The sequence below is a fragment of the Microbacterium petrolearium genome (genome assembly GCF_054782875.1).
Genome location: NZ_BAAGRQ010000003.1, coordinates 67,214 through 88,614, shown reverse-complemented (window position 1 = coordinate 88,614; position 21,401 = coordinate 67,214). Strand labels below are relative to the sequence as shown.

At 71.4% G+C, this 21,401-nt stretch carries 20 protein-coding genes; 5 read left to right on the top strand and 15 right to left on the bottom strand.

All coding sequences use genetic code 11. From position 1 onward, the window contains the following. Positions 1-6: 6 nt before the first annotated feature. Both ACYVJ0_RS03770 and ACYVJ0_RS03765 read right to left on the bottom strand, forming a co-directional pair. Positions 7-1,194: a glycosyltransferase gene (locus ACYVJ0_RS03770; protein WP_460816088.1), complete on the bottom strand. Its 1,188-nt coding sequence runs from the start codon at positions 1,192-1,194 to the stop codon at positions 7-9. A 123-nt stretch (positions 1,195-1,317) separates the two neighbouring features. Next, complete coding sequence (locus tag ACYVJ0_RS03765) at positions 1,318-2,745, bottom strand: CCA tRNA nucleotidyltransferase (RefSeq protein WP_460816086.1); 1,428 nt, start codon at positions 2,743-2,745, stop codon at positions 1,318-1,320. A 248-nt stretch (positions 2,746-2,993) separates the two neighbouring features. Between ACYVJ0_RS03765 and ACYVJ0_RS03760 the strand changes: the two genes are divergently transcribed. Beyond that, entirely contained in the window at positions 2,994-4,061 is a 1,068-nt protein-coding gene (locus tag ACYVJ0_RS03760) for a zinc-dependent alcohol dehydrogenase family protein (protein WP_460816084.1), read from the top strand. Positions 4,062-4,097: 36 nt separating this feature from the next. On the opposite strand, the gene ACYVJ0_RS03755 is transcribed toward ACYVJ0_RS03760, so the two are convergent. Beyond that, positions 4,098-5,624, bottom strand: a complete 1,527-nt coding sequence (locus ACYVJ0_RS03755) for a DUF7059 domain-containing protein (protein ID WP_460816083.1) — start codon at positions 5,622-5,624, stop codon at positions 4,098-4,100. A gap of 86 nt (positions 5,625-5,710) precedes the next feature. Here ACYVJ0_RS03755 and ACYVJ0_RS03750 point away from each other — a divergent pair, with 86 nt between their 5' ends. The 3 genes from ACYVJ0_RS03750 to trxA all read left to right on the top strand — a co-directional run bounded on the left by ACYVJ0_RS03750 (position 5,711) and on the right by trxA (position 9,305). Beyond that, a complete protein-coding gene (locus tag ACYVJ0_RS03750) occupies positions 5,711-7,879 on the top strand; it encodes a DUF6049 family protein (protein WP_460816082.1) in 2,169 nt (722 codons plus the stop codon). Positions 7,880-7,952: 73 nt separating this feature from the next. Next, positions 7,953-8,918, top strand: a complete 966-nt coding sequence (gene trxB, locus ACYVJ0_RS03745; protein WP_449852952.1) for a thioredoxin-disulfide reductase — start codon at positions 7,953-7,955, stop codon at positions 8,916-8,918. A gap of 27 nt (positions 8,919-8,945) precedes the next feature. Further along, positions 8,946-9,305: a thioredoxin gene (gene trxA, locus ACYVJ0_RS03740; protein WP_449852953.1), complete on the top strand. Its 360-nt coding sequence runs from the start codon at positions 8,946-8,948 to the stop codon at positions 9,303-9,305. Between the two features lie 62 nt (positions 9,306-9,367). Here trxA and ACYVJ0_RS03735 read toward each other — a convergent pair whose 3' ends face one another. The 12 genes from ACYVJ0_RS03735 to rpmH form a co-directional block, all read right to left on the bottom strand. Beyond that, positions 9,368-9,718 (bottom strand): tryptophan synthase subunit alpha, encoded by a 351-nt coding sequence (locus ACYVJ0_RS03735; protein WP_449852954.1) that lies wholly within the window; start codon positions 9,716-9,718, stop codon positions 9,368-9,370. A gap of 59 nt (positions 9,719-9,777) precedes the next feature. Then, the gene (locus ACYVJ0_RS03730) at positions 9,778-10,035 is read right to left on the bottom strand and encodes a DUF7218 family protein (RefSeq protein ID WP_449852955.1); all 258 of its coding nucleotides are present in this window, start codon (positions 10,033-10,035) and stop codon (positions 9,778-9,780) included. Position 10,036: 1 nt separating this feature from the next. Next, the gene (locus ACYVJ0_RS03725) at positions 10,037-10,921 is read right to left on the bottom strand and encodes an SDR family oxidoreductase (protein WP_449852956.1); all 885 of its coding nucleotides are present in this window, start codon (positions 10,919-10,921) and stop codon (positions 10,037-10,039) included. Positions 10,922-11,077: 156 nt separating this feature from the next. Beyond that, positions 11,078-11,860 (bottom strand): hypothetical protein, encoded by a 783-nt coding sequence (locus tag ACYVJ0_RS03720; RefSeq protein WP_460816079.1) that lies wholly within the window; start codon positions 11,858-11,860, stop codon positions 11,078-11,080. Between the two features lie 102 nt (positions 11,861-11,962). Next, positions 11,963-12,958 carry a ParB/RepB/Spo0J family partition protein gene (locus ACYVJ0_RS03715; protein WP_449852958.1) on the bottom strand — a complete coding sequence of 332 codons (996 nt, stop codon included), beginning with the start codon at positions 12,956-12,958 and terminating at the stop codon, positions 11,963-11,965. After that, the gene (locus ACYVJ0_RS03710) at positions 12,958-13,884 is read right to left on the bottom strand and encodes a ParA family protein (protein ID WP_460816077.1); all 927 of its coding nucleotides are present in this window, start codon (positions 13,882-13,884) and stop codon (positions 12,958-12,960) included. Before ACYVJ0_RS03710 ends, ACYVJ0_RS03715 begins: the two co-directional genes overlap by 1 nt. A 2,196-nt stretch (positions 13,885-16,080) precedes the next feature. Further along, positions 16,081-16,728: a 16S rRNA (guanine(527)-N(7))-methyltransferase RsmG gene (rsmG, locus tag ACYVJ0_RS03705; protein ID WP_460816076.1), complete on the bottom strand. Its 648-nt coding sequence runs from the start codon at positions 16,726-16,728 to the stop codon at positions 16,081-16,083. A 25-nt stretch (positions 16,729-16,753) separates the two neighbouring features. After that, positions 16,754-17,266 (bottom strand): Jag family protein, encoded by a 513-nt coding sequence (locus ACYVJ0_RS03700; protein WP_460816074.1) that lies wholly within the window; start codon positions 17,264-17,266, stop codon positions 16,754-16,756. 13 nt (positions 17,267-17,279) lie between these two features. Then, entirely contained in the window at positions 17,280-18,362 is a 1,083-nt protein-coding gene (gene yidC / locus ACYVJ0_RS03695; RefSeq protein WP_460816072.1) for a membrane protein insertase YidC, read from the bottom strand. 3 nt (positions 18,363-18,365) lie between these two features. Then, positions 18,366-18,716: a membrane protein insertion efficiency factor YidD gene (gene yidD, locus ACYVJ0_RS03690; RefSeq protein ID WP_460816071.1), complete on the bottom strand. Its 351-nt coding sequence runs from the start codon at positions 18,714-18,716 to the stop codon at positions 18,366-18,368. Continuing rightward, positions 18,713-19,078: a ribonuclease P protein component gene (gene rnpA / locus ACYVJ0_RS03685; RefSeq protein ID WP_460816070.1), complete on the bottom strand. Its 366-nt coding sequence runs from the start codon at positions 19,076-19,078 to the stop codon at positions 18,713-18,715. The genes yidD and rnpA overlap by 4 nt, the downstream gene beginning before the upstream one ends. A 31-nt stretch (positions 19,079-19,109) precedes the next feature. Then, entirely contained in the window at positions 19,110-19,247 is a 138-nt protein-coding gene (gene rpmH, locus ACYVJ0_RS03680; RefSeq protein WP_043595303.1) for a 50S ribosomal protein L34, read from the bottom strand. Positions 19,248-19,549: 302 nt separating this feature from the next. Between rpmH and dnaA the strand changes: the two genes are divergently transcribed. After that, a complete protein-coding gene (gene dnaA, locus ACYVJ0_RS03675) occupies positions 19,550-20,953 on the top strand; it encodes a chromosomal replication initiator protein DnaA (RefSeq protein WP_460816068.1) in 1,404 nt (467 codons plus the stop codon). The last annotated feature ends 448 nt before the right edge of the window (positions 20,954-21,401 follow it).

The following is a 21,401-nucleotide window of genomic DNA, read 5'->3' as shown; positions in this document are numbered from 1 at the left end:
GGCGGCCTACTCGGGCAGGGGCTCGCCGCGGTACAGCGCCTCGAACGTGTCGAGCGTGCGATTGATGTCGTGCGCCTGCACCATCTCGAGCGACGCCTCCTGCATGCGGCGGCGCTGCTCGGGATCGGCGGTGAGCACGTCGGTGAGCCGCGCGGCGAGCGCGTCGACATCGCCCGGCGGGAAGAGGTAGCCGTTCTCGCCCTCGTGCACGAGGTGCGGCAGGGCCACGGCGTCGGCGGCCACGACGGGCAGGCCCGACGCCATCGCCTCCATCGTCGCGATCGACTGCAACTCGGCGATCGACGCGATCGCGAACACGCTCGCGCGCGTCAGCGCGGCACGCAGCTCCTCGTCGGTGGTGTGCCCGAAGAACGTGACCCGGTCGCGGATCCCCAGCTCCTCGGCCAGCTTCTCGAGCGAGGGTCGCTGATCGCCGTCGCCGACGAGGTCTAGCTTCGCGTCGAGGGCCGGGTCGAGCTTGGCGACGGCGCGCAGCAGCACGTCCACGTGCTTCTCGGTGGTGATGCGGCCGACGAACACGACGCGGTTCTCGGTGCGCGGCGACAGATCGGGCGTGTACTTCGACTCGTCGATGCCGCAGCTGATGGGGATGACGCCGGCGATGTCGATCGTCGATTCGAGGAACTCCGCCGCCTTGCGCGTGGGCGTCGTGACGGCGGCCGTGAGGTCGAACGTGCGCTTCGCGTCGCCCCACGCCCACTTCACGAGAAGGCGGTTGAGCGCATCGGGCAGCATCGTGGAGTCCACGATGTTCTCGGGCATGACGTGGTTCGTCGCGATCACCGGGATGCCGCGCTTGCGCGCCTCGCGCGCGAGGCCACGGCCGATGACGATGTGCGACTGGATGTGCACGACGTCGGGGCGCACGCGGTCGAGCACGGCGCGCGCGTAGTGCTTGGAGCGCCACGGCCACACGAACCGGAGCCACTCGTGGCCCGGCCAGCGCACCGACGGCAGCCGGTGCATCATGAGCTCGCGGCCCTCGATCGTCTCGAATCGGGGCTCGGCGCGGCGGTAGCGCGTGTTCGGCGCGGAGACGTGCACCTCATGCCCACGCTCCACGAGGCCCGCGGCCAGCCGCTCGGCGAACCGGGCGGCGCCGTTGATGTCGGGCGAGAACGTGTCGCATCCGAGGAGGATCTTCAGCGGCTGCTCGTTCGACGTATGGTCCACCCCACGAAGTTACCCGGGGAGGGCCCGGTTTCCGCGGCGCCCTGCCGGGATTCGGGGGTTACCCGGAGTTCACCGGGCGCGTCCTTCCCGTGCGAGCCCGGCGGGGTGCCCGGCCGCGCGCGCTCAGCCCTGCTCGGCCCACCACGCGCGCAGGCGGCGCTCGGCCTCCTCCTCGCCGAGCACGCCCTCGTCGAGGCGCAGATCGAGCAGGAAGCGGTAGGCGGCGCCCACCTGCGGGCCGGGCCGGATGCCCAGGATCTCCTGGATGCGGTTGCCGTCGAGCTCGGGGCGCATCGCCTCGAGCTCCTCCTGCTCGCGCAGCGCGGCGATCCGCTCCTCGATGTCGTCGTAGGCCGTCGCCAGGCGCATGGCCTTGCGCCTGTTGCGCGTGGTGACATCCGCGCGGGTGAGGATGTGCAGCCGCTCGAGCTCGTCGCCCGCGTCGCGCACATACCGCCGCACGGCCGAGTCGGTCCACGCGCCCTCCGAGTAGCCGAAGAAGCGCAGGTGCAGCTCGATGAGCTTCGAGACCGAGGCGATGGTGTCGCCGTCGAAGCGCAGCGCCTGCAGCCGCTTGCGCGCCATGCGCGCGCCGACCACGTCGTGGTGGTGGAAGGTGACGGCGCCGCCCTTCTCGAGCTTGCGGGTGCGCGGCTTGCCGATGTCGTGCAGCAGCGCGGCCAGCCGCAGCGGGATGTCCGGATCGGCGCCGGGACGACGCGCGTGCTCGTGCTCGATCGCCTGGGTGAGCACCGTGAGCGAGTGCTCGTACACGTCCTTGTGGTGGTGGTGCTCGTCCACCTCGAGCCGCAGCGCCGAGACCTCGGGCAGGAACTCCTCGATGAGGCCCGTCTCCACGAGCACGCGGATGCCGCGCACCGGATCCTCCGTGCCGACCAGGCGGGTCAGCTCGCCCTGGATCCGCTCGGGGCTCACGATCTCGAGCGTGCGGCCGAGCCGCTCGATCGCGGCACGCGTGGCGTCCTCGATGTCGAACTCCAGCTGCGACGAGAAGCGGGCGGCGCGCAGCATGCGCAGCGGGTCGTCGCCGAAGCTCACGGCGGGATCGATCGGGGTGCGCAGCACGCCGGCGAGCAGATCCTCCACGCCGCCGGTGGGGTCGACCAGCTGCACCGACGGCACGCGCAGCGCCATGGCGTTCACCGTGAAGTCGCGGCGCGTGAGGTCGGCCTCGAGCGTGTCTCCGAACTCGACGGCGGGCTTGCGCGTGGTGCCGTCGTAGCTGTCGGCGCGGTACGTCGTGATCTCGACCTGCTCGCCGCGCACGCGCGCGCCGATCGTGCCGAACGTGCGGCCGATGTCCCACTGCGCGGTGCTGATCGGGGTGACGATGCGCAGGATGTCGTCGGGCCGCGCATCGGTCGTGAAGTCGAGATCGTGCGTCGCGCGGCCGAGCAGCGCATCGCGCACGGGACCGCCCACGATCGCGAGGTCGTGCCCGGCGGCGGCGAACGCCCGGCCGAGCTCCGCCACCACGGGGGAGGCCGCGAGGTCGCCGAGGCGCGCGAGTCCGGCGGCCATGTTGAGCATGCGTTCCAGGGTAGCCGGGGCGCGCTGAGGGGCCGGTCGAAGGCCGCCTCCGCTCGTCGGCCGAGCGAAGCGCGCGGAGACGGCTTGAGCGAGCGAAGCGAGTCGAAAGCGAGGCCGCAACGGCGCGGCCTCGGCTCGCTGCGCTCGCTCGGCCCGTCTCCGCTCCGCGCCCTTCGGGCGCTCCGGTCGACGAGCGGGATCGGGCCCGCGCGCGCCGCGAGCCAGCACCACGGCGATACGCTCGAAGCATGCTGGCGACGATCCTGTACGGGCCCCGCGACATCCGCGTCGAGGAGGTGCCCGATCCGCAGCTCGCGACGGAGGGCGGCGGCGTCGGCCTCGACGCGATCGTGCGCGTGGTGGTGGCGTGCGTGTGCGGCTCCGACCTGTGGCCCTACCGCGGCGTGACGGAGCCGAAGACCCCCAGGCGCATCGGGCACGAGATGATCGCGGTCGTCGAGCGCGTCGGCGCCGACGTGTCGCGGATCAAGCCCGGCGACTTCGTCATCGCACCCTTCTACGACTGCTGCGGCGAGTGCGCGAACTGCCGCAACGGCTTCACGACCTCGTGCCTCGAGGCGGGCAGCTGGGGCGGCCGCGACCACTGGGGCCTCGACGTGGACGGCTGCCAGGGCGAGCTCGTGCGGGTGCCGCACGCGGACGGCACGCTGAAGGTGGTCGAGGGCGGCCTGCCGGACGAGTCGATGATCCCGAGCCTGCTCACGCTCTCGGACGTGTTCCTCACCGGGCACCACGCCGCCGTCTCGGCCGGCGTGCGCGAGGGCTCGACCGTCGCCGTGGTGGGCGACGGCGCCGTGGGGCTCTCGGGCGTGCTCGCCGCGAAGCGCCTGGGCGCCGAGCGGATCGTCGCGATGTCGCGCCACGAGTCGCGCCAGCGGCTGGCGACGGAGTTCGGCGCCACCGACATCGTGCCGCAGCGCGGGGACGAGGGCGTCGCGGCGCTCAAGGACCTCTTCGGCGGCATCGGGCCGGACTGCGTGCTGGAGTGCGTGGGCACCAAGGAGTCGATGGATCAGGCGCTGCGCTCCGCGCGCCCCGGCGGCCAGGTCGGGTTCGTGGGGGTGCCGAACGGCGGCCCGGAGCTGCCGATGCGCACCATGTTCTCGACGAACGTCGGCGTGCGCGGCGGTGTGGCGCCCGTGCGCGACTACGTCGACGAGCTGCTGCCCGAGGTGCTGGACGGATCGCTGAACCCCGGCGCCGTGTTCGACGCGAGCTTCGCCCTCGCCGACGCCGACGAGGCGTATGCCGCGATGGACGAGCGGCGCGCGATCAAGTCCCTGCTGCGCCCCTGACGTCGGCGGTGCTTCCGACCGGGGCGGACACGAGGATCAGTCCGCGAAGGCGAGGAAGCCGTCGAGCAGCAGCTCGCGGATCGTCGGCAGCAGCGCGGCACGCAGGGCGGCGGCGTCCGCCTCCAGCAGCTGCGCGATCGCGTCGATGAGCACGCCGGCGGGCAGCTCGCCGTCGCACGCGCCGAGCAGGCCGGCGAGCGCCGGGTCGGCCTGCACCGATCGGCCGAAGCCGCCGCCCTGGCGCAGCTCGATCACGCTCGGCGCCTCCTCGCCGGGGCGGTGGTGGCGCGCCTCGGTCACATCCGCGGCCGTGCGCAGCCGGGCCGCGGCGAGCGCCTCGTCGTCGAGGGCGGCCGCGCGGTCGTGGTGCGCGAGCGCCGCTGCGAGGTGCGATCCGAGCGCTCCCTCCGACGGGATCGGGCTCGTGACGCGCTCATATCGTGCGAGCGTCGGCTCCCCCTCGGCGCGGCGCAGCAGCACGTAGCCGAAGCCGATCGCCGTCACCCCGCGGGCGGCGAAATCGTCGAGCCACGCCGTCAGCAGCGCGTCGAAGGCCGCCGATCCCGGCGTCGTGCCGCCGTCGCGGATCCACATCTCCGCGTACCGGATCGGGTCGAGTTCCTCGCGCTCGATCACCCACGCGTCCAGCGGCACCGGCGACGCCGCGACCCACGCGCGCACGCGATCCAGACCCGCCACGCCGTCGCGGGTCTCCCAGTTGGCGAGCATCTGCGCCGCGCCGCCCGGCTCCAGGTGGGGGCCGACGCCCGCGACGACCTGCTCGACGAGCGCGTCGCCGATCAGGCCGCCGTCGCGATACTCGTAGGCGGGCACGCCCTTTGCGCGCGGCGTGATGACGAACGGGGGATTGGAGACGATGCGGTCGAACCGTTCCCCCGCCACGGGGGCGAACAGCGATCCCGTCCGCTCCTCGACGCCGTCCACGCCGTTGAGATGCGCGTTCAGCCGCGCGAACGCGAGCGCGCGCTCCGAGATGTCGGTGGCGACGACCGCCTCCGCATAGCGCCGCGCCCGCAGCGCCTGGATGCCGCACCCCGTGCCGAGGTCAAGCACGCGGCGCGCGGGGGTGGGCAGCTGCAGCCCCGCCAGGGTGAGCGACGCCCCTCCCACGCCGAGCACGTGGTCCTCGTCGAGCGCGCCGCCGCCGAGCGCGAGCTCGTCGAGGTCGCTCGCCACCCACCACTCGCCCGGCCCGCGGTCGTCGTGGAACGACTGGGGGCGCACGATGGCGCGCGGGGCGACGACGTCGCCGTCTCGCTCCGCCAGCCCCAGCCGCTCGAGGCCGGCCGCGCCCAGGGTCGGGAGCGCGCGATCGACGTCCGCAGCCGGCTGCCCGACGCCGAAGACGAGCAGGCGGGCGAGCACCGCGAGCGGGTCGCGCCGGTCGCCCAGGCCGCGCAGCGCCGGCTCGCGCAGCCCGCGGCCGGCCGCGTCGTCGGCCTCCACGCCCCAGGCGGCGCGCAGCGCCTCGGAGCGGAACCGCGCGGCGGCGAGGTCCGCGGCGAGCGCTCGGCACAGGGCGGGGTCGGGACGGGGCACCATGCGTCCTATTCAAGCGGAGCCGCGGTGCCTGCCGCGCCGCACGGCCTGCGGGGAACGCCCAGGCGCGTTCGTAGGATGGTTCCGGCATGTCCGCACCCCGTCGCCCCTCCAGCACGACCGCGCGCAGGCGGCGATTCCTCGCCACCCTCCCCGCGGTGCTCGCCGCGCTCCTGACGGCCGGGCTCGCCGGGCCCGCCGCCGCCGACGCGCGCCTGGTCGACGCCGCCACCCTCTCGCCCACGCCCACCCCGACGGCCGGAACCGGCGAGGACGACGACGAGCAGCGCGCGCGGCTGACCCTCACGCCGTCGGCCGGCACGATCGGCGGCGAGGACGAGGTCGCGGCGACCGCCTCGATCGAGAGCCCGCTGGGCCTCGCCGCCGTCCCGGCGGGAACCGTGACGCTTCGCATCGGCGACCAGCCGCTGCCGGATCGCGCCGCGCTGGAGGCCTGGCTGGACGGATCCTCGTCCGCGCGCCTCGTCGACCTCGACACCGCGGAGGCGGGGGTGACGGCGCCGGGCGCGTCGCAGACGATCACGCTTCGAGAGGACGAGCGCACGACCGCGCGTGCGCCCGGCGTCTATCCGCTCCGCGCCGCGCTCTCGGGAGGGGGGCAGCGTCTCGAGGACGACGCGCTCGTGCTCGTGGAGGGCGGCACGCGCCCGTCGATCGCCGTCGTCGTCCCGCTCACGGCCCCCGCCACGGATCGCGGACTGCTGACGAGCGAGCAGCTCGCGCAGCTCACGGTCGCGGGCGGCTCGCTCACGACGCAGCTCGAGGCCGTGGCGGGCACGCAGGCGGTGCTGGCCGTCGACCCCGCCATCCCCGCTGCCATCCGCGCGCTCGGCTCCTCGGCGCCGGCGTCGGCCATCACGTGGCTCGAGCGCCTCGAGTCGCTGCCGAACGAGCGCTTCGCCCTCGGGTTCGGCGACGCCGATCCCGCCGTCCAGATCGCCGCCGGATTCGGCGATCCGCTCGCCCCCCTCTCCCTCGCGCCGTACCTGCCGGGGGCGGGGGAGCCGGCGCCCCAGCCGTCCCCGGAGCCGACCGGCGAACCCACCCCCACGCCCACGCCCAGCCCGACGGCGTCGGCGGCGCCCGACCCCGGCTCGCTCGACCTCGAGGAGCTGCTGTCGATCGGCGGCGATCCCGCCGCGGTGGGCTGGCCCGATCCGGCCGCGGTCGACGCCGCCACGGTCGCCGCGCTGCGCGATGCCGGCAGCGCCTCGCTCGTGCCCTCCACCGCCACGGCCGCCGGGGCGGACGGGGCACCGGTCCCGCCCCGCGCCGACGGAGCCCTCGTGTACGACGCCGCGGCGTCGGAGCTGCTGTCGGCGGCGGCCGCGCTCGAGGACGAGCGCGCACGGGAGGAGGCCCTCGCCGCCGCGCGCGCCTCCCTCTGGCTCGCCGCGGGAGAGGTCGGCGGCACCCTGCTCGTCGCGCTCGAGCGGCAGGGCGGCGTGGACGCCGGCGACGACCGCCTCGACCGCGACCCGTCCCCGCGCCCCGCGGAGGCCGTGTCGGATGCGGTGGCGACCGCGAGCTCCTTCGCCCCGCTGACGCTCGCGGCGCTGCTCGCCGCCGCCCCCGTCCCCGTGGACGTCACGGGTCCCGGCCCCGATGCGGCGCGCGTGGCCGCCGCGAACGAGATGCGCGGCCGCGAGGATCGGCTGACGCAGCTCGGCAGCATCCTGAACGACCCCACGCTCCTCACCGCCCGCGCACGCGCCGAGACGCTGCAGCTGCTGGGCACACCGTGGAGCGCGCACCCGGACGCCTGGGAGGCCGCCGTGGCGGCCGAGCGCGAGTCGATCACCGCCCTCGGCGGCGCGGTCGGCATCGTGCCGCCGAGCGACGTGCAGCTGCTCAGCTCCGAGGCGCCGCTGCCGGTGTGGATCCGCAACGATCTGCCGTACCCCGTCACCGTCACCCTGCACGCCCAGCCCGACAATCCGCGCGTCGCCGTGCAGGAGACGACCACGGTGGAGGCCGCGCCGTCCCAGAACACGCGCGTTCGCGTTCCCGTGGAGGCGGGCATCGGCAACGGCCAGGTGCGCATCTCGCTGTCGCTGCAGAGCCCGACGGGGGTCGCGGTCGGCGCGCCGCAGGCCATCGACGTCACCGTGCGGGCGGACTGGGAGCGCGCCGCGATGATCGTCCTCGGCGTCCTCGTGGCCGGTCTGGCCGTGCTCGGCACGATCCGAACGGTCCGCCGCCGTCGTCGCCGCGCGGCCGCTGCCGGGCGTGACTAGCACCGCGATCCTCAGCCGCGCGGAATACCCCGCGGCTAGTATGGGTTGAGGTCGGCGAACACAGGAGGCGCGCGTGCGACAGCTCATCATCATCGGATCGGGTCCGGCCGGGTTCACGGCCGCCATCTACGCGGCGCGTGCGAACCTCAAGCCGCTCGTCATCGCCAGCTCGGTGGAGGTGGGCGGCGACCTCATGCAGACCACCGAGGTCGAGAACTTCCCCGGCTTCCCCGAGGGCGTCATGGGCCCCGACCTCATGGCCAAGATGCAGGAGCAGGCCGAGAAGTTCGGCGCCGAGATCGCCTACGACGACGCGACCGAGCTCGACCTCGACGGCCCCGTCAAGCGCGTGACGCTCGGCAGCGGCAAGGTCGAGGAGGCCCGCGCGCTGATCTTCGCGACCGGATCGGCCTACCGCAAGCTCGGCGTCCCCGGCGAGGAGGCCCTCTCCGGCCACGGCGTCTCGTGGTGCGCCACGTGCGACGGCTTCTTCTTCCGCGACAAGACGGTCGCCGTCGTCGGCGGCGGGGACTCGGCGCTCGAGGAGGCGACGTTCCTCACGAAGTTCGCCTCGAAGGTGATCGTCATCCACCGCCGCGGCGAGCTGCGCGCCTCCAAGGCGCTGCAGGACCGCGCGTTCGCGAACGACAAGATCGAGTTCATCTGGAACACCGAGGTCGTCGAGATGCTCGGCGCCTCCGGCCTCACGGGCGCGCTGCTGCGCGACCTCACCACCGGCGAGCAGCTGGAGCTCCCGCTCGACGGCATGTTCGTCGCGATCGGATCGGACCCGCGCGTACACCTCGTGCACGGCAAGCTCGACCTCACGGCCGAGGGCACCGTCGCCGTCGACGGGCGCTCGTCGCGCACCTCGGTCGAGGGCGTCTTCGCCGCCGGCGACGTCATCGACCCCACGTACCGCCAGGCCGTCACGGCCGCCGGATCGGGCACCGTCGCGGCCCTCGACGCGGAGCACTACCTCGCCGCGCAGGAGGATCTCGACAATGCCGAGGCGCTGGAGCAGATCGCCACCGTCTGACACGGGAATGCGCGGCGCGCCGCCGCGTTGACACCGACAGATCCGAAGACAAGGGAGAACGACATGACCGCCAAGGCAACCACCTCGGCCACCTTCGAGCAGGACGTGCTGCAGGCCGACGGCCCCGTGCTCGTCGACTTCTGGGCCGAGTGGTGCGGCCCGTGCCGCATGGTCTCGCCCGTGCTCGACGAGATCCAGGCCGAGCACCCCGACAAGATCACCGTGCTGAAGCTGAACGTGGACGAGAACCCGGATCTGGCGATGAAGTACCAGATCACCTCGATCCCCGCCATGAAGGTGTTCCAGGGCGGCGAGGTCGCCACGACGATCATCGGCGCGAAGCCGAAGTTCGCCCTCGAGCAGGACCTCGCGCAGTACCTGAGCTGATCAGCCCCGCAACGAAGTGACCCCGGTCGCCAGTCGGCACCGGGGTCTCTTCGTCTCTCGGTTCACGCCCTGTCGATCACCCGCACGACGGCGTCCCAGCGGCGGTGCGTGTTCTCCTGCCCGATGAGCCGCCACACCGCCCGTGTGAGCTCGGGGTACTCGGCCGCGATCTGGCGCAACAGGCGCTGATTGCGCGCCCGCGTGGGACGCAGCCCGCCATCGGCCTGGATGTGCTCCGCGCGCAGGGTGAAGACGACCAGCTCGTCGACCGTCGGCAGGTCCTCCATGAACTCCCACGGGTCCTCGCCGGCCCGCAGCCGCTCGTGCACGAGGGCCGCGAGCTCGTCGCCCGCCTCGGCGCGCAGCAGCTCCACGCTGGCGCGCCGGCGCGGTGCCGAGTGCTCGTCGTCCATCAATCCAGCCTAAGGCGCGGGGGCTGGACGGGCTCCGGACCCGCACCGCGCCCGGCCGGTCAGTGCCGCCGGAGGCGGTCGATCAGTTCGTCCTTCTTCAGCTTCGAGGTGCCCTCGATGCCCAGCTCCTTCGCGCGGTCGCGCAGCTCGTCGACCGTGCGCTCCTCGTAGTTCTCGGCCTCGCCGCCGCGCTCACCCACCTTCTCGCGGCCGTCGCGGGCGGCGGCGTTCGCGATGCGCGCGGCCTTCTCCTTCGAGTTGCCCTCGTCGCGCAGCTTCTCGTAGAGCTCCTCGTCCTTGATGCTCGGGTTCGGCATCTCAGAACCCCTTTCCCCCCGTGACGGGGATGACGGCGCCCGAGACATACGACGCCTCGTCGCTTGCGAGATAGACGTACGCCCCCGCGAGCTCGCTCGGCTGGCCGGGCCGGCCGAGAGGCGTGTCCTTGCCGAAGCTCTCGACCTTGTCGTCGGGGAATCCCGTGGCGGGGATGAGCGGCGTCCAGATCGGCCCCGGTGCCACCGCGTTCACGCGGATCCCCTTGGGGCCGAGCTCCTGCGCGAGGCCCTTCGTGAAGGCGACGAGCGCCGCCTTCGTCATCGCGTAGTCGAGCAGCCCCGGCGACGGCTCGGCCGCCTGGATCGACGTCGTCGTGATGATCGATGCCCCCGCCGACATGTGGGGTACGGCCTCTCGGGCCAGCAGGAGCGCGCTCGTCATGTTCGTCGCGAAGACGCGCTCGATCTCGGAGAGCTGCAGGCTCTCGATCCCATCGCGCTGCTTCTGATATGCCGCGTTCGGAATGAGGATGTCGAGCCCCCCCAGCTGCTCGACCGCGCCCGCGACGAGATCGATGCAGGACTGCTCGCTGCGCACATCGAGCGGGAAAAGCGCGCAGGTGCGCCCCGCCTCCCGGACCAGCCGCTCCGTGTCCTGCGCGTCCTGCTCCTCCTCCGGCAGGTACGCGATCGCCACGTCCGCGCCCTCGCGCGCATAGGCGATCGCCACGGCGCGCCCGATCCCGGAGTCACCACCGGTGATGAGGGCCTTGCGCCCCACCAGGCGCTCACGACCCTGCCACTCGTTCTCGCCGTGATCGGGGGTGGGAGCCATCTCGCCGGTGTGCCCCGGCTGCGACCCCTGCTGCTGAGCCGGCGGCTGCTCGGCGGGTTCGCGCGGATCGGTGGTGTTCGGATCGGTCATCTCTGCCTCCTCCTAGACGATTCGCACGCCGGCCTGGGCGTACGTCATCCACCCTCGCGCCGGCCCGCGACGCCCGATACCCCCTTGACACGCCCCGGCCCTGCGCAACAGCCGGCGGGCCGTCGCCGGCACACCGAATCGGTCCGGCCGCAGCCGTCAGGCTGCGGAGCGCTTCGCGCGGAACCAGGCGTTGCTCGCCGGCAGCCACAGCAGCACGATGGAGCCGACGCTCAGCACGAGGCCCAGGAGCGACTGCGGCTGTCCGTTGCCGATGTTGGACAGTGCGCTGATGGCATTGAGCGCGAAGACCACCGTGAGGGCGATGCGCGCCCAGCCCTTCCCCTGCCAGGTGAAGAACGCGAAGACCGCGAGCCCGATGATCACGAGCACCGGGATCACCAGGGCGCCGAACAGGAAGGCGCCGTCGATCCCGGGGTACTGCACCAGCAGGAGCAGCGCGGCGACGACGCTGAACAGCCCGAGCCCGGCGATCACCCACGCGAGGATGCAGGCGGTCGTCACCTGGCGCGGTCGTCCGGCCGGCGGGACGGGGGCCGACCCGTACGGCTGCCCCGGGTATCCCGGCGCCGGGTATGCGCCCGGGTATCCGCCGGGCTGCGCAGGACCAGAACCCGGGTACGGCTGGGGCGTGCCGGAGTACGGAGGCTGAGCCGGCGCGGGGGAGGGGGCGTCCGGCGCGGCGCCGGGGTGGCCCGGGTATCCGCCGGGGTTCGCGTGGGACGCGGCGGCCGCGGGAGGAACGACGGGCGGCGTGGCGTGGTCGCCCGAGCCGGGCGCGCGGGGTGCGGCCGGGGGCGGCACAGATCCGGGTGCGGCCGGGGGGATCGCGTCGAACGGTGAATCGACGACGGGCTCGGGTGTCGGAATGGACGCGGGCTGCTCGTCGCGGTTCTGGTCGCCGCGGTTCTGATCGCTCATGTTCGCGAGCCTAGGGCCGCCGACCGAGCACCGCGAGGGGTACCACTGCCCATACCCGCAGCGCGCCGAGGGCGCCTCCGGACTCGGGCGCGGATTCCTCGCCTACTCGCCGTACGATTCCTCGCCGATCTCCGCGAGGATCCGGTTCAGGTCCTGGATCGATGCGAAATCGATGGTGACCTGGCCTTTTCTGGCGCCGAGACTGATCCGGACGCGCGTGTTGAGCCGATCGCCCAGGCGCGAGGCGACGTCGTCGAGATACGCGCGGCGGGCTCCCGCCTTCGGCTTGGGCTTCGGATCGTTCTTCTCCGATCCCGCCGCCATCGCCTTCGCGGCAGCCTCGGCGGCGCGCACGGAGAGGTCCTCGTTCACCACCTTGTCGGCCAGACGCTGCATCGCCTCGGGATCGTCGAGCGAGAGCATGGCACGCGCGTGGCCGGCACTGAGCACGCCCGCCGCCACGCGCTGCTGCACGGGTACGGGCAGGCGCAGCAGACGGATGGTATTGCTGATCTGCGGGCGCGAGCGCCCGATCCGCTTGGCCAGCTCGTCCTGCGTGATGCCGAAGTCCTCGAGCAGCTGCTGGTAGGCCGACGCCTCCTCGAGGGGGTTCAGCTGAGAGCGGTGCAGGTTCTCGAGCAGCGCGTCGCGCAGCAGGTCCTCGTCCGATGTGTCGCGCACGATCGCCGGGATCGTCTCGAGGCCCGCCTCGCGCGAGGCACGGGTGCGGCGCTCTCCCATGATGAGCTCGTAGGTGCCGTCGCCCTTGTCCCGCACGACCACCGGCTGCAGCACGCCGAACTCTCGGACGCTGTGCACGAGCTCCGCGAGGTCGTCGGGGTCGAAGTGCGTGCGCGGCTGACGCGGGTTCGGCACGATGGCGTGCGGGTCGATCTGGACGAGTCGCGCGCCGGGCACCGCAACGAGGTCGGCCTCCGGCTCGGGCGCGGGCGCCTCCTCGGCGGCCGCCTCGACCGGGGCGTCCTTCTTGGTCTTGCTGCCACCCGGGAAGAAGACGTCCACCGGGCGGGTGTTCGTCGACTCGGAGGTGGGGATGAGGGCGCCGATGCCTCGGCCCAGACCCGTTCGCTTCGCCATCAGGATGTCCCTTCTTCCGTGCGTCGCGCGCCACGGGTCACGATCTCGAGTGCGGCCTCCCGGTAGGCCACGGCGCCGGCGGAGCCGCCGTCGTAGGTGATGACGGTCTGCCCGAAGCTCGGCGCCTCGGAGACGCGCACCGAGCGCGGGATGAGCGTGTTCAGCACCTCGGTGGGGAAGTGCTGGCGAACCTCATCGGCCACCTGCTGCGAGAGCTTGGTGCGCTGGTCGTACATGGTCAGCAGGATCGTCGAGACGTGGATCCGCGGGTTCAGGTGCTTCTGGATCATGCGGATGTTCCCCAGTAGCTGACTGAGGCCCTCGAGCGCGTAGTACTCCGCCTGGATCGGCAGGAACACCTCGTCGGCGGCCGTGAACGCGTTGATCGTGAGCAGGCCGAGCGAGGGCGGGCAGTCGATCAGGATGAAGTCGAACGGGGTCTCCGCGTGCTCGAGGAAGTCGTCGAGCGCCGTCTTCAGCCGGTGCTCTCGCGCCACCTGGGAGACGAGCTCGATCTCCGCACCGGCCAGGTGGATCGTGCTGGGCACGCAGAACAGGTTCTCGTGCTCCGGGCTCTGCTGAATGACATCCGCGATCGGGAACTCGTCGATGAGGACGTCGTAGACGCTCGGGACATCGGCCGTGTGCGGCACGCCGAGGGCCGTGGACGCGTTGCCCTGGGGGTCGAGATCGATGACGAGCACGCGACCGCCCAGGGTCGCGATCGCCGCGGCGACGTTGACCGTGGTCGTCGTCTTCCCGACGCCGCCCTTCTGGTTCGACACGGTCATGATCCGGGTCTCGCCCGTGAACGTGACCTCCGCCTGCGCGAGACGCTTCCTGCGCGCGCTGAGATCCGCGAGCTCGCGGGCGAGCGGGGTGTCGTCGGGAAGCGAGAAGGAGCTCTCGTTCTCGGACTGTTTCACGTGAAACACACTCTTTCGCTTCGCTTCCGGCGGGCAGGTTCCACTCTAACCCGCGGGCCCGACAGGAACTTCGGCCGACCGCCGTGGCGCGTGATGTTTCACGTGAAACTGCGAGCGCGCGGACGGTTACGCCGGCGGCCGGGTGTGTGTCGCTTCAATCAAATGCCGAGCGATCTCGTTCCACGCGCACCCGTGAGCGTCCGAGACGACGGATCGGGGACTCGGGGGCGTTTCACGTGAAACGCCGGCTGGCCGCGTCGTTCCGCACGTTCGCGCTGCGTCGCGCGGCCGCGTGGGCGTGGCGGCGCGGTCGCTGATCGAGCCTCCGGGACTCGGGGGTGCAGATGGATCGAGTGAACGGGTCGAGGTCGCCCGTCCGGTGCTGGCGATCGGGATCCTCTCCACCTCGCGGGCGCTGGCTCGCGAGCAGGTGTCGAGCCCGGTTGTGGTGTTCGCTCCGTCCCGTGGCCGCGCGGGCGTGACGGCGCAGTTGCTGAGCGAGAGCCGAGCCACCCCCGGGGCCCGGGAGCGCGGATGGTCTGAGTGAACGGGTCGAGGCCGCCCGTCCGGTGCCGGCGATCGGGGTCGTCTCCACCTCCTGCACCTTGAGGGCGCGCTCGACCACTCGGCCCCCGCGATCCCCCTGCGTCTGTTTCACGTGAAACATCGCACGGCGCGGGCGCTGGCGCGTGAGCGCGTGTCGAGCACGGTTGTGGCGGTCGCTTCATCTCCGCGGCTTCGCCGATCCGTTCAGCAACCGAGAGGTTCAACCGACCAGAGAGGCGCGAAGCGCCGGAGCGGAGACGGGCCGAGCGAGCGCAGCGAGCCGACGCCGACGGCGCAGGCCTTGCTTTCGACTCGCTTCGCTCGCTCAAGCCGTCTCCGCTCGCTCCGCTCGGTCGACGACCGGCTGCGGTGGTCGCTTCATCTCCGCGCCTGCGGCGCTCCGTTCAGCAACCGATGAGTGCAACCGATCGGGTGCGACCCCACGGTTGCTGAACGAGTGCCGCGCCAGCGGCCGGAGATGAAGCGACCACAGCAACTCCCGCTCGTCGACCGGAGGCGCGAAGCGCCGGAGCGGAGACGGGCCGAGCGAGCGCAGCGAGCCGACGCCGACGGCGCAGGCCTTGTTTTGGACTCGCTTCGCTCGCTCAAGCCACCTCCGCTCTGTTCGCTCGGTCGACGACCGGTTGCGGTGGTCGCTTCATCTCCGCGGCTGCGCCGCTCCGTTCAGCAACCGATGAGTTCAACCCCACGGTTGCTGAACAGAGTGAGCGCAGATGAAGCGACCAGGGCAACGTCGTTCGTCGACCAGAGGCGCAGAGCCGCCGGAGCGGAGACCGGCCGAGCGAGCGCAGCGAGCCGAGGCCGAGGGTGCAGGCCTTGCTTTCGACTCCGGGCGCTGCGCGGCCTCCGCTCAAGCCGTCTCCGCTCGCTGCGCTCGGTCGACGACCGGGTGCGGTGATCGCTTCATCTCCGCGGCCTCCGGCCGCTCCGCTTAGCAACCGATGAAGTGCAACGCACGGTTGCTGAACAGAGCGAGCGCAGCTGAAGCGACCAGAGCAACACCGCTCGTCGACCGGAGCGCCCGCAGGGCGCGGAGCGGAGACGGGCCGAGCGAGCGAAGCGAGTCGAGGCCGAGGGCGCGGGCGATGCTTTCGACTCGCTTCGCTCGCTCAAGCCGTCTCCGATCGCTTCGCTCGGTCGACGACCGGTTGCGGTGGTCGCTCCATCTTCGCGGCCTCCGGCCGCTCCGTTCAGCAACCAAGAGGTTCAACCGGCCGGAGAGACCCCCGGCTGCTGAACGAAGGCTGCGCCAGCGGCCGAAGATGAAGCGACCACAGCAACTCCGCTTCTCGCCCGAGGCACGCGCGGCCTCGGCAACGATGACGGGCTGAGCGAGCGCGCGAGCGGTCAGAAGGGGAGTGGCGATTGGGACTCCACGCCTCCGGCGCACCCGTCAGCGGCCGATGGAGTGCGGCCCTCGGTTTCTGAGCGATGGTGTCGGTCGGCCGGGAGGTTTCACGTGAAACATCCGCGGCGCTGGTCGAATGCCGCGAGCCACCTTGTGGCTTGGATGGCGCGTTCGCTCGGCTCAGCGAGACCCGCAACCAGCAGACGCGCCACGTTCCGACTGGCGTTTCACGTGAAACATCTCAAACCGCAAGCGGCAGCCGCCGCGTTTCACGTGAAACGTCAAGCGCGGACGCGAGCCCGGACCACGCGGGTCTCCTCGGCGAGCAGACCCTCACCGAGGACCTCCACGCGAACCTCGCTCAGCGTGAACTTCCGAATCTGCTTCGCCGCCGCCTCGATCTCGTTCTCGGCGTTGCGGCCCTTGAGCAGAATGAGCTCTCCGCCGTCGCGGACCAGGGGAGCGGTCCACGGGATGAGGATCCGCAGCGCCGACACGGCCCGCGCCGTCGCGGCATCGAGCAGCCCCTCCAGACCGGCCTCTTCCGCGCGCGCCCGATGCACCGCCACGTTCGCCAGGCCGAGGCTCGCCACCTGCTCCTCGAGCCAGGCCACGCGGCGCTCCATCGGCTCGATCAGCTCCCACGTCACATCCGGACGGGCGATCGCCAGCACGATCCCCGGGAGCCCGGCGCCCGAGCCGACGTCGCCCACGCGCCCGCGGGACGGGAACAGGGGAGCGGCGATCGCGCAGTTCAGCAGGTGCCTCGTCCACAGTCGGGGCAGCTCCTGCGGCCCGATCAGCCCGCGCTCCTCGCCATGCGCGACGAGCGCATCGGCATAGGCGCGCGCCAGCCCGATGCGATCACCGAACAGCGCGGCGGCCTCGGCCGGCTCCGCCTCGACGGGGGGAACGGACGGATCGGTCATGAACGCTCCTCGTTCCGCGACGGGCTCAGCGACGACGGATGACGGTGTGCCGATCCGCGCCCTCGCCGTACGACTCGGAGATCAGCCCACGCGCCGCGACGACATCGTGCACGAGCTTGCGCTCGTACGACGACATGGCGGGGAGCGACGCCTGCGACGCGCCCTCGTCCAGCTTCGCCACCGCGGCGTCGACGAGTCGCTCCAGCTGGCGCTGGCGCGTCTCGCGCGATCCGCCGATGTCGAGGATCAGCCGCGAGAACCGTCCGGTCTCGCTCTGCACCGCAAGGCGCGTCAGCTCCTGCAACGCCTGCACGGTGTCGGGGGCGGCGAGTCGGCGCAGCGACTCGTCCTCCGACTCCACCGACACGTACGCGCGACTCTGGCGGACGTCGAGCGTGAGGTCGCCGTCGATGTCGGCGATGTCGAGCAGGCCCTCGAGGAAATCGGCCGCGACGTCGCCCTCGCGCTCCAGCTCGGCCTCGGTCGGCTCTTCGGCGCCGGGCATGCCAGCGCTGGGCAGGGGAGTGGTGTTCATCATCGTCCTCGTGCGGTCAGGAGTCGGATCCGGACGGCGCGGGGGCGCCAGGGTCGGGCTGACCATTGCCCGGCTTCGGCTGCTTCTGCGCCTGCTTCTTCGCGCGCTGCTTGCTCATCGGCTGCTGACGCTTGGCACGCTGCTGCCGCTCGAGCTCGGCCTGCCGCAGCAGCTCCTCCTGCTCGCGCTCGTACTCCTCCATCGACACGACCTTGCCCTGAGAGTTCAGTGCCTTGCCCTTGCGCGCCAGGCGCTCCTCGCGGGCCTTGGCCGCTTCAGAACCGGGCGTCGGCATCGAGCGGATCACGAGGAACTGCTGCCCCATGGTCCAGAGGTTGTTGAAGAACCAGTAGGTCACGACGCCGAGCGGGAACGCCACGCCGGAGAAGATCATCGCGAAGGGGATGATGTACAGCATGATGCGCTGCATCTGGTACGCCTGACCTGTCTTGGCCTCGGGCGAGAGGTTCTTCGACACGATCTGCAGCTGCGTGAAGAACTGTGTCGCGATCATGAGCGCGACGAGGATGATCAGCAGCACGATCGCGGCCACCGACACCGGCGACGCGTTGAAGTGGTCGATCAGCGTCATGTGCAGCGGCGCGACGTCGAACAGCGACGCATCGTTGAACTCGTGCACCCGCTCCGGCGTGAACAGCCACGAGTTGCGGCCCGAGCTGTCGTTCGCCGCCCACGTCTTGATGTCGAACAGCGTCCAGTACAGCGAGAAGAAGATCGGCATCTGGATGAGGATCGGCAGGCAGCCGCCCACCGGCGAGGTGCCGTGCTTCTTGTACAGATCCATCGTCTCGCGGCTCATCGCCTCGCGGGAAAGCTGGTCGCGCTTGCCCTTGTACTTCTCCTGGATCTTGCGCATCTCCGGCGCGATCTCCATCATCTTCCGCTGGCTCTTGATCTGGCGGATCGTGAGCGGGAAGATCAGCAGTCGCACGATGACGACCACGCCGAGGATCGACAGCACCCAGGTGAGGCCGCCGGCCGAGTCCATGCCGACCGCGGTGAACAGCCAGTGCCAGCCGACCAGGATCGCCTCGATCACCCAGCGGATGGGGAAGAGGAGGGTTCCGAAGAAGTCCACGGATCAGTCCTTTCGGCGCGGCACCACGAAGCCGCGGGGGGTCAGGTCAAAGCGGAAGTTCGAGTGGGGCCGCACGTCATCGACGCCGCCGGCCGCCCATGGGTGGCACCGGGCGATGCGCGCGAGCGCCATCCCCGATCCTCTCACGAGGCCGTGCTGCTGCACGGCGCCCACGGCATACGCGGAGCAGGAGGGGAAGTACCGGCACACATCGCCGTACAGCCTCGAGATCGTCGCGCGATACGCGATCAGCAGCGCCACACCGAGATTGCGCGGCGCGAGCGGAATCGCCTGGAGCGCGTCGCGCGGATCGAGGCGCGCGGTGCCGTAGGAGCTGGCGGGGAGCACGCTCACCGCGACGCCTCCCGTCGGCCGGCGGTCAGCACCGACCGTCGCTGCAGGCAACGTCGCACCTCGGCGCGCAGCTCGGCGAACGAGGCGTCGGCAGACGACGGGAGGGCGCGGATGATGACATCCGCGCCCTCCCGTACGTCGGGCAGCGCCTCCGCGCAGACGGCCTTCAGCCGCCGCCGCACGGTGTTGCGCACCACCGCGCCGCCCACGGCCTTCGTGATGATGAAGCCGAAGCGCGCCGGGCGCGCCTCGTCCGTCAGCACCGCGTGCGTCACCACATGCGCGCCCGCGCACCGCGCCCCCCGACGGGAGACCGATCGATAGTCGATCCCGCGGGTCAGGCGATTCGGCCGCGCGAGCACGCTGGACTGCCGTGACGCCGTGCCGTCGGCCTTACGCCGAGAGCTCGGTGCGGCCCTTGCCGCGGCGGGCGGCGAGGATCGCGCGGCCGGCGCGGGTGCGCATGCGGGCGCGGAAACCGTGCTTCTTGGCGCGACGACGGTTGTTGGGCTGGAACGTGCGCTTGCTCATGGAAAATCACTCCGGAGGATGCGTCACCGGTTTCCCCGGGGACAGTCGGAACAGCGCCCTCGAAAGGGCATAAGTCAACCGACATAGACTACGTCGCCCCCGCTGCCCGGCGCAAATGGCCCGGCAACCTGACAGTATCTCCACAGTCCGCGCGATCCCCGGGCAGGACACGCACGAGGGTTTGCCGTCCCCGCGCGTCCTGGCTAGCCTGTGGAGAGTTATCCACAGGACGGGGCCGCGCCCCGCGACCCGATGCGTGCGCGGCAGGATCGTCGTGACGCGCTCATCCACGAGGGGGGGACATGTCGACGCAGGAGGTGCCGGACGTTCCGGTGTGGGCGGCCGTGCTGGCGCAGCTCGAGACGGACGACCGGATAAGCGCCCCGATGTGGGGCTTCCTGCACCTCGCCGTCCCGCAGGGAGTGATGGGCGGCACCGTGTACGTCGAGGTGCCCAACGACCTCACGGCGGCGCAGATCAACAAGCGCATGCGCGCCCCGATCATGGACGCCCTCGCGGCCGTCGGCGGCGATGTCCACACCTTCCGGGTGGTCGTGAACCCCGACATCGGCGACCAGCCCTACGTGCCGGAGCCGGTCCCGATCGCGGTCGAGGCCGCACAGCGCCCGATCGCCGAGAATCCCACCGAGAGCACCGGCGGCGGCAGCGCGGCCCGGGGCGAGACGCGGCTGAACCCCCGTTACACCTTCGACAACTTCGTCATCGGCCAGTCGAACCGGTTCGCGCACGCGGCCGCGGTGGCGGTGGCCGAGGCACCGGCCAAGGCGTACAACCCGCTCTTCATCTACGGCGACTCCGGCCTCGGCAAGACGCACCTGCTGCACGCCATCGGCGACTACGCGCTCAACCTCTACAGCGGGGTGCGCGTGCGGTACGTGTCGAGCGAGGAGTTCACGAACGACTTCATCAACTCGATCGCGAACAACCGCGGCGCCGCCTTCAATGCGCGCTACCGCGAGGTCGACATCCTGCTCATCGACGACATCCAGTTCCTGCAGGGTCGCGCCGAGACGCAGGAGGCGTTCTTCCACACCTTCAACACGCTGCACGACCACGACAAGCAGGTGGTCATCACGAGCGACGTCGCGCCGCGCCTGCTGACCGGCTTCGAGGATCGGATGCGCAGCCGCTTCGAGTGGGGCCTCATCACCGATGTGCAGGCACCCGACCTCGAGACCCGCATCGCGATCCTGCGCAAGAAGGCGCAGTCCGAGCGTCTGCACATCCCCGACGACGTGGTCGAGTACATCGCGAAGAACGTCTCCACCAACATCCGCGAGCTCGAGGGCGCCCTCATCCGCGTCTCGGCGTTCGCGAGCCTCAACCGCTCCGACGTCGACGTGCCGCTGGCCCAGACCGTGCTGCGCGACATCGTGGATCAGGCCGAGGACAACGTCGTCTCGCCGACCGACATCATCACGATGACCGCCGAGTACTTCAAGCTCACCGTCGACGACCTCTACGGCTCCAGCCGGTCGCAGGCCGTCGCCCAGGCCCGCCAGATCGCGATGTACCTGTGCCGCGAGCGCACCAACCTCTCGCTGCCGAAGATCGGGCAGCTGTTCGGCGGCCGCGACCACACCACGGTCATCTACGCGTGCCGCAAGATCGCCGACCTCATGAAGGAGCGCCGCTCCATCTACAACCAGGTCAGCGAGATCACCACGCAGCTCAGCCGCCGCTGATCCGGTTCCCGTCACCCCTCGTTCACCGGATGGGGCGTTCGGAATGCGACGTATTCCTGAACTCGTCCTTGACAGTGCGCGTCGGCGACCCCTATAAATCTCTTTCCCCAGTGTGGACAGCCTGTGGATAACTGTTGAGACACGCCCTGCGGCCTGTGAGCGACACGCGGTGCGGATGTGGACCGGCCTGTGACCGCGACCGCCGGAGGACGAGATTCCCTCACCGCTCATCCGCAGCCGACCCACATCTCACACGGATGTAGTTCCCTACGCGCGACAGGCATCCACACAGTTATCCACATTATCCACAGCAGTGAATACCAAGAAAGAACATCTCTTCCTTGTGCGCGATCCGATGACCTTCACCGGACGAGCCGGCGCAACACGGCGTCTGCCGGTGGGCACTAGCATGGGATTCCCCACGGATAGGGAACCGTGGCGATACGAG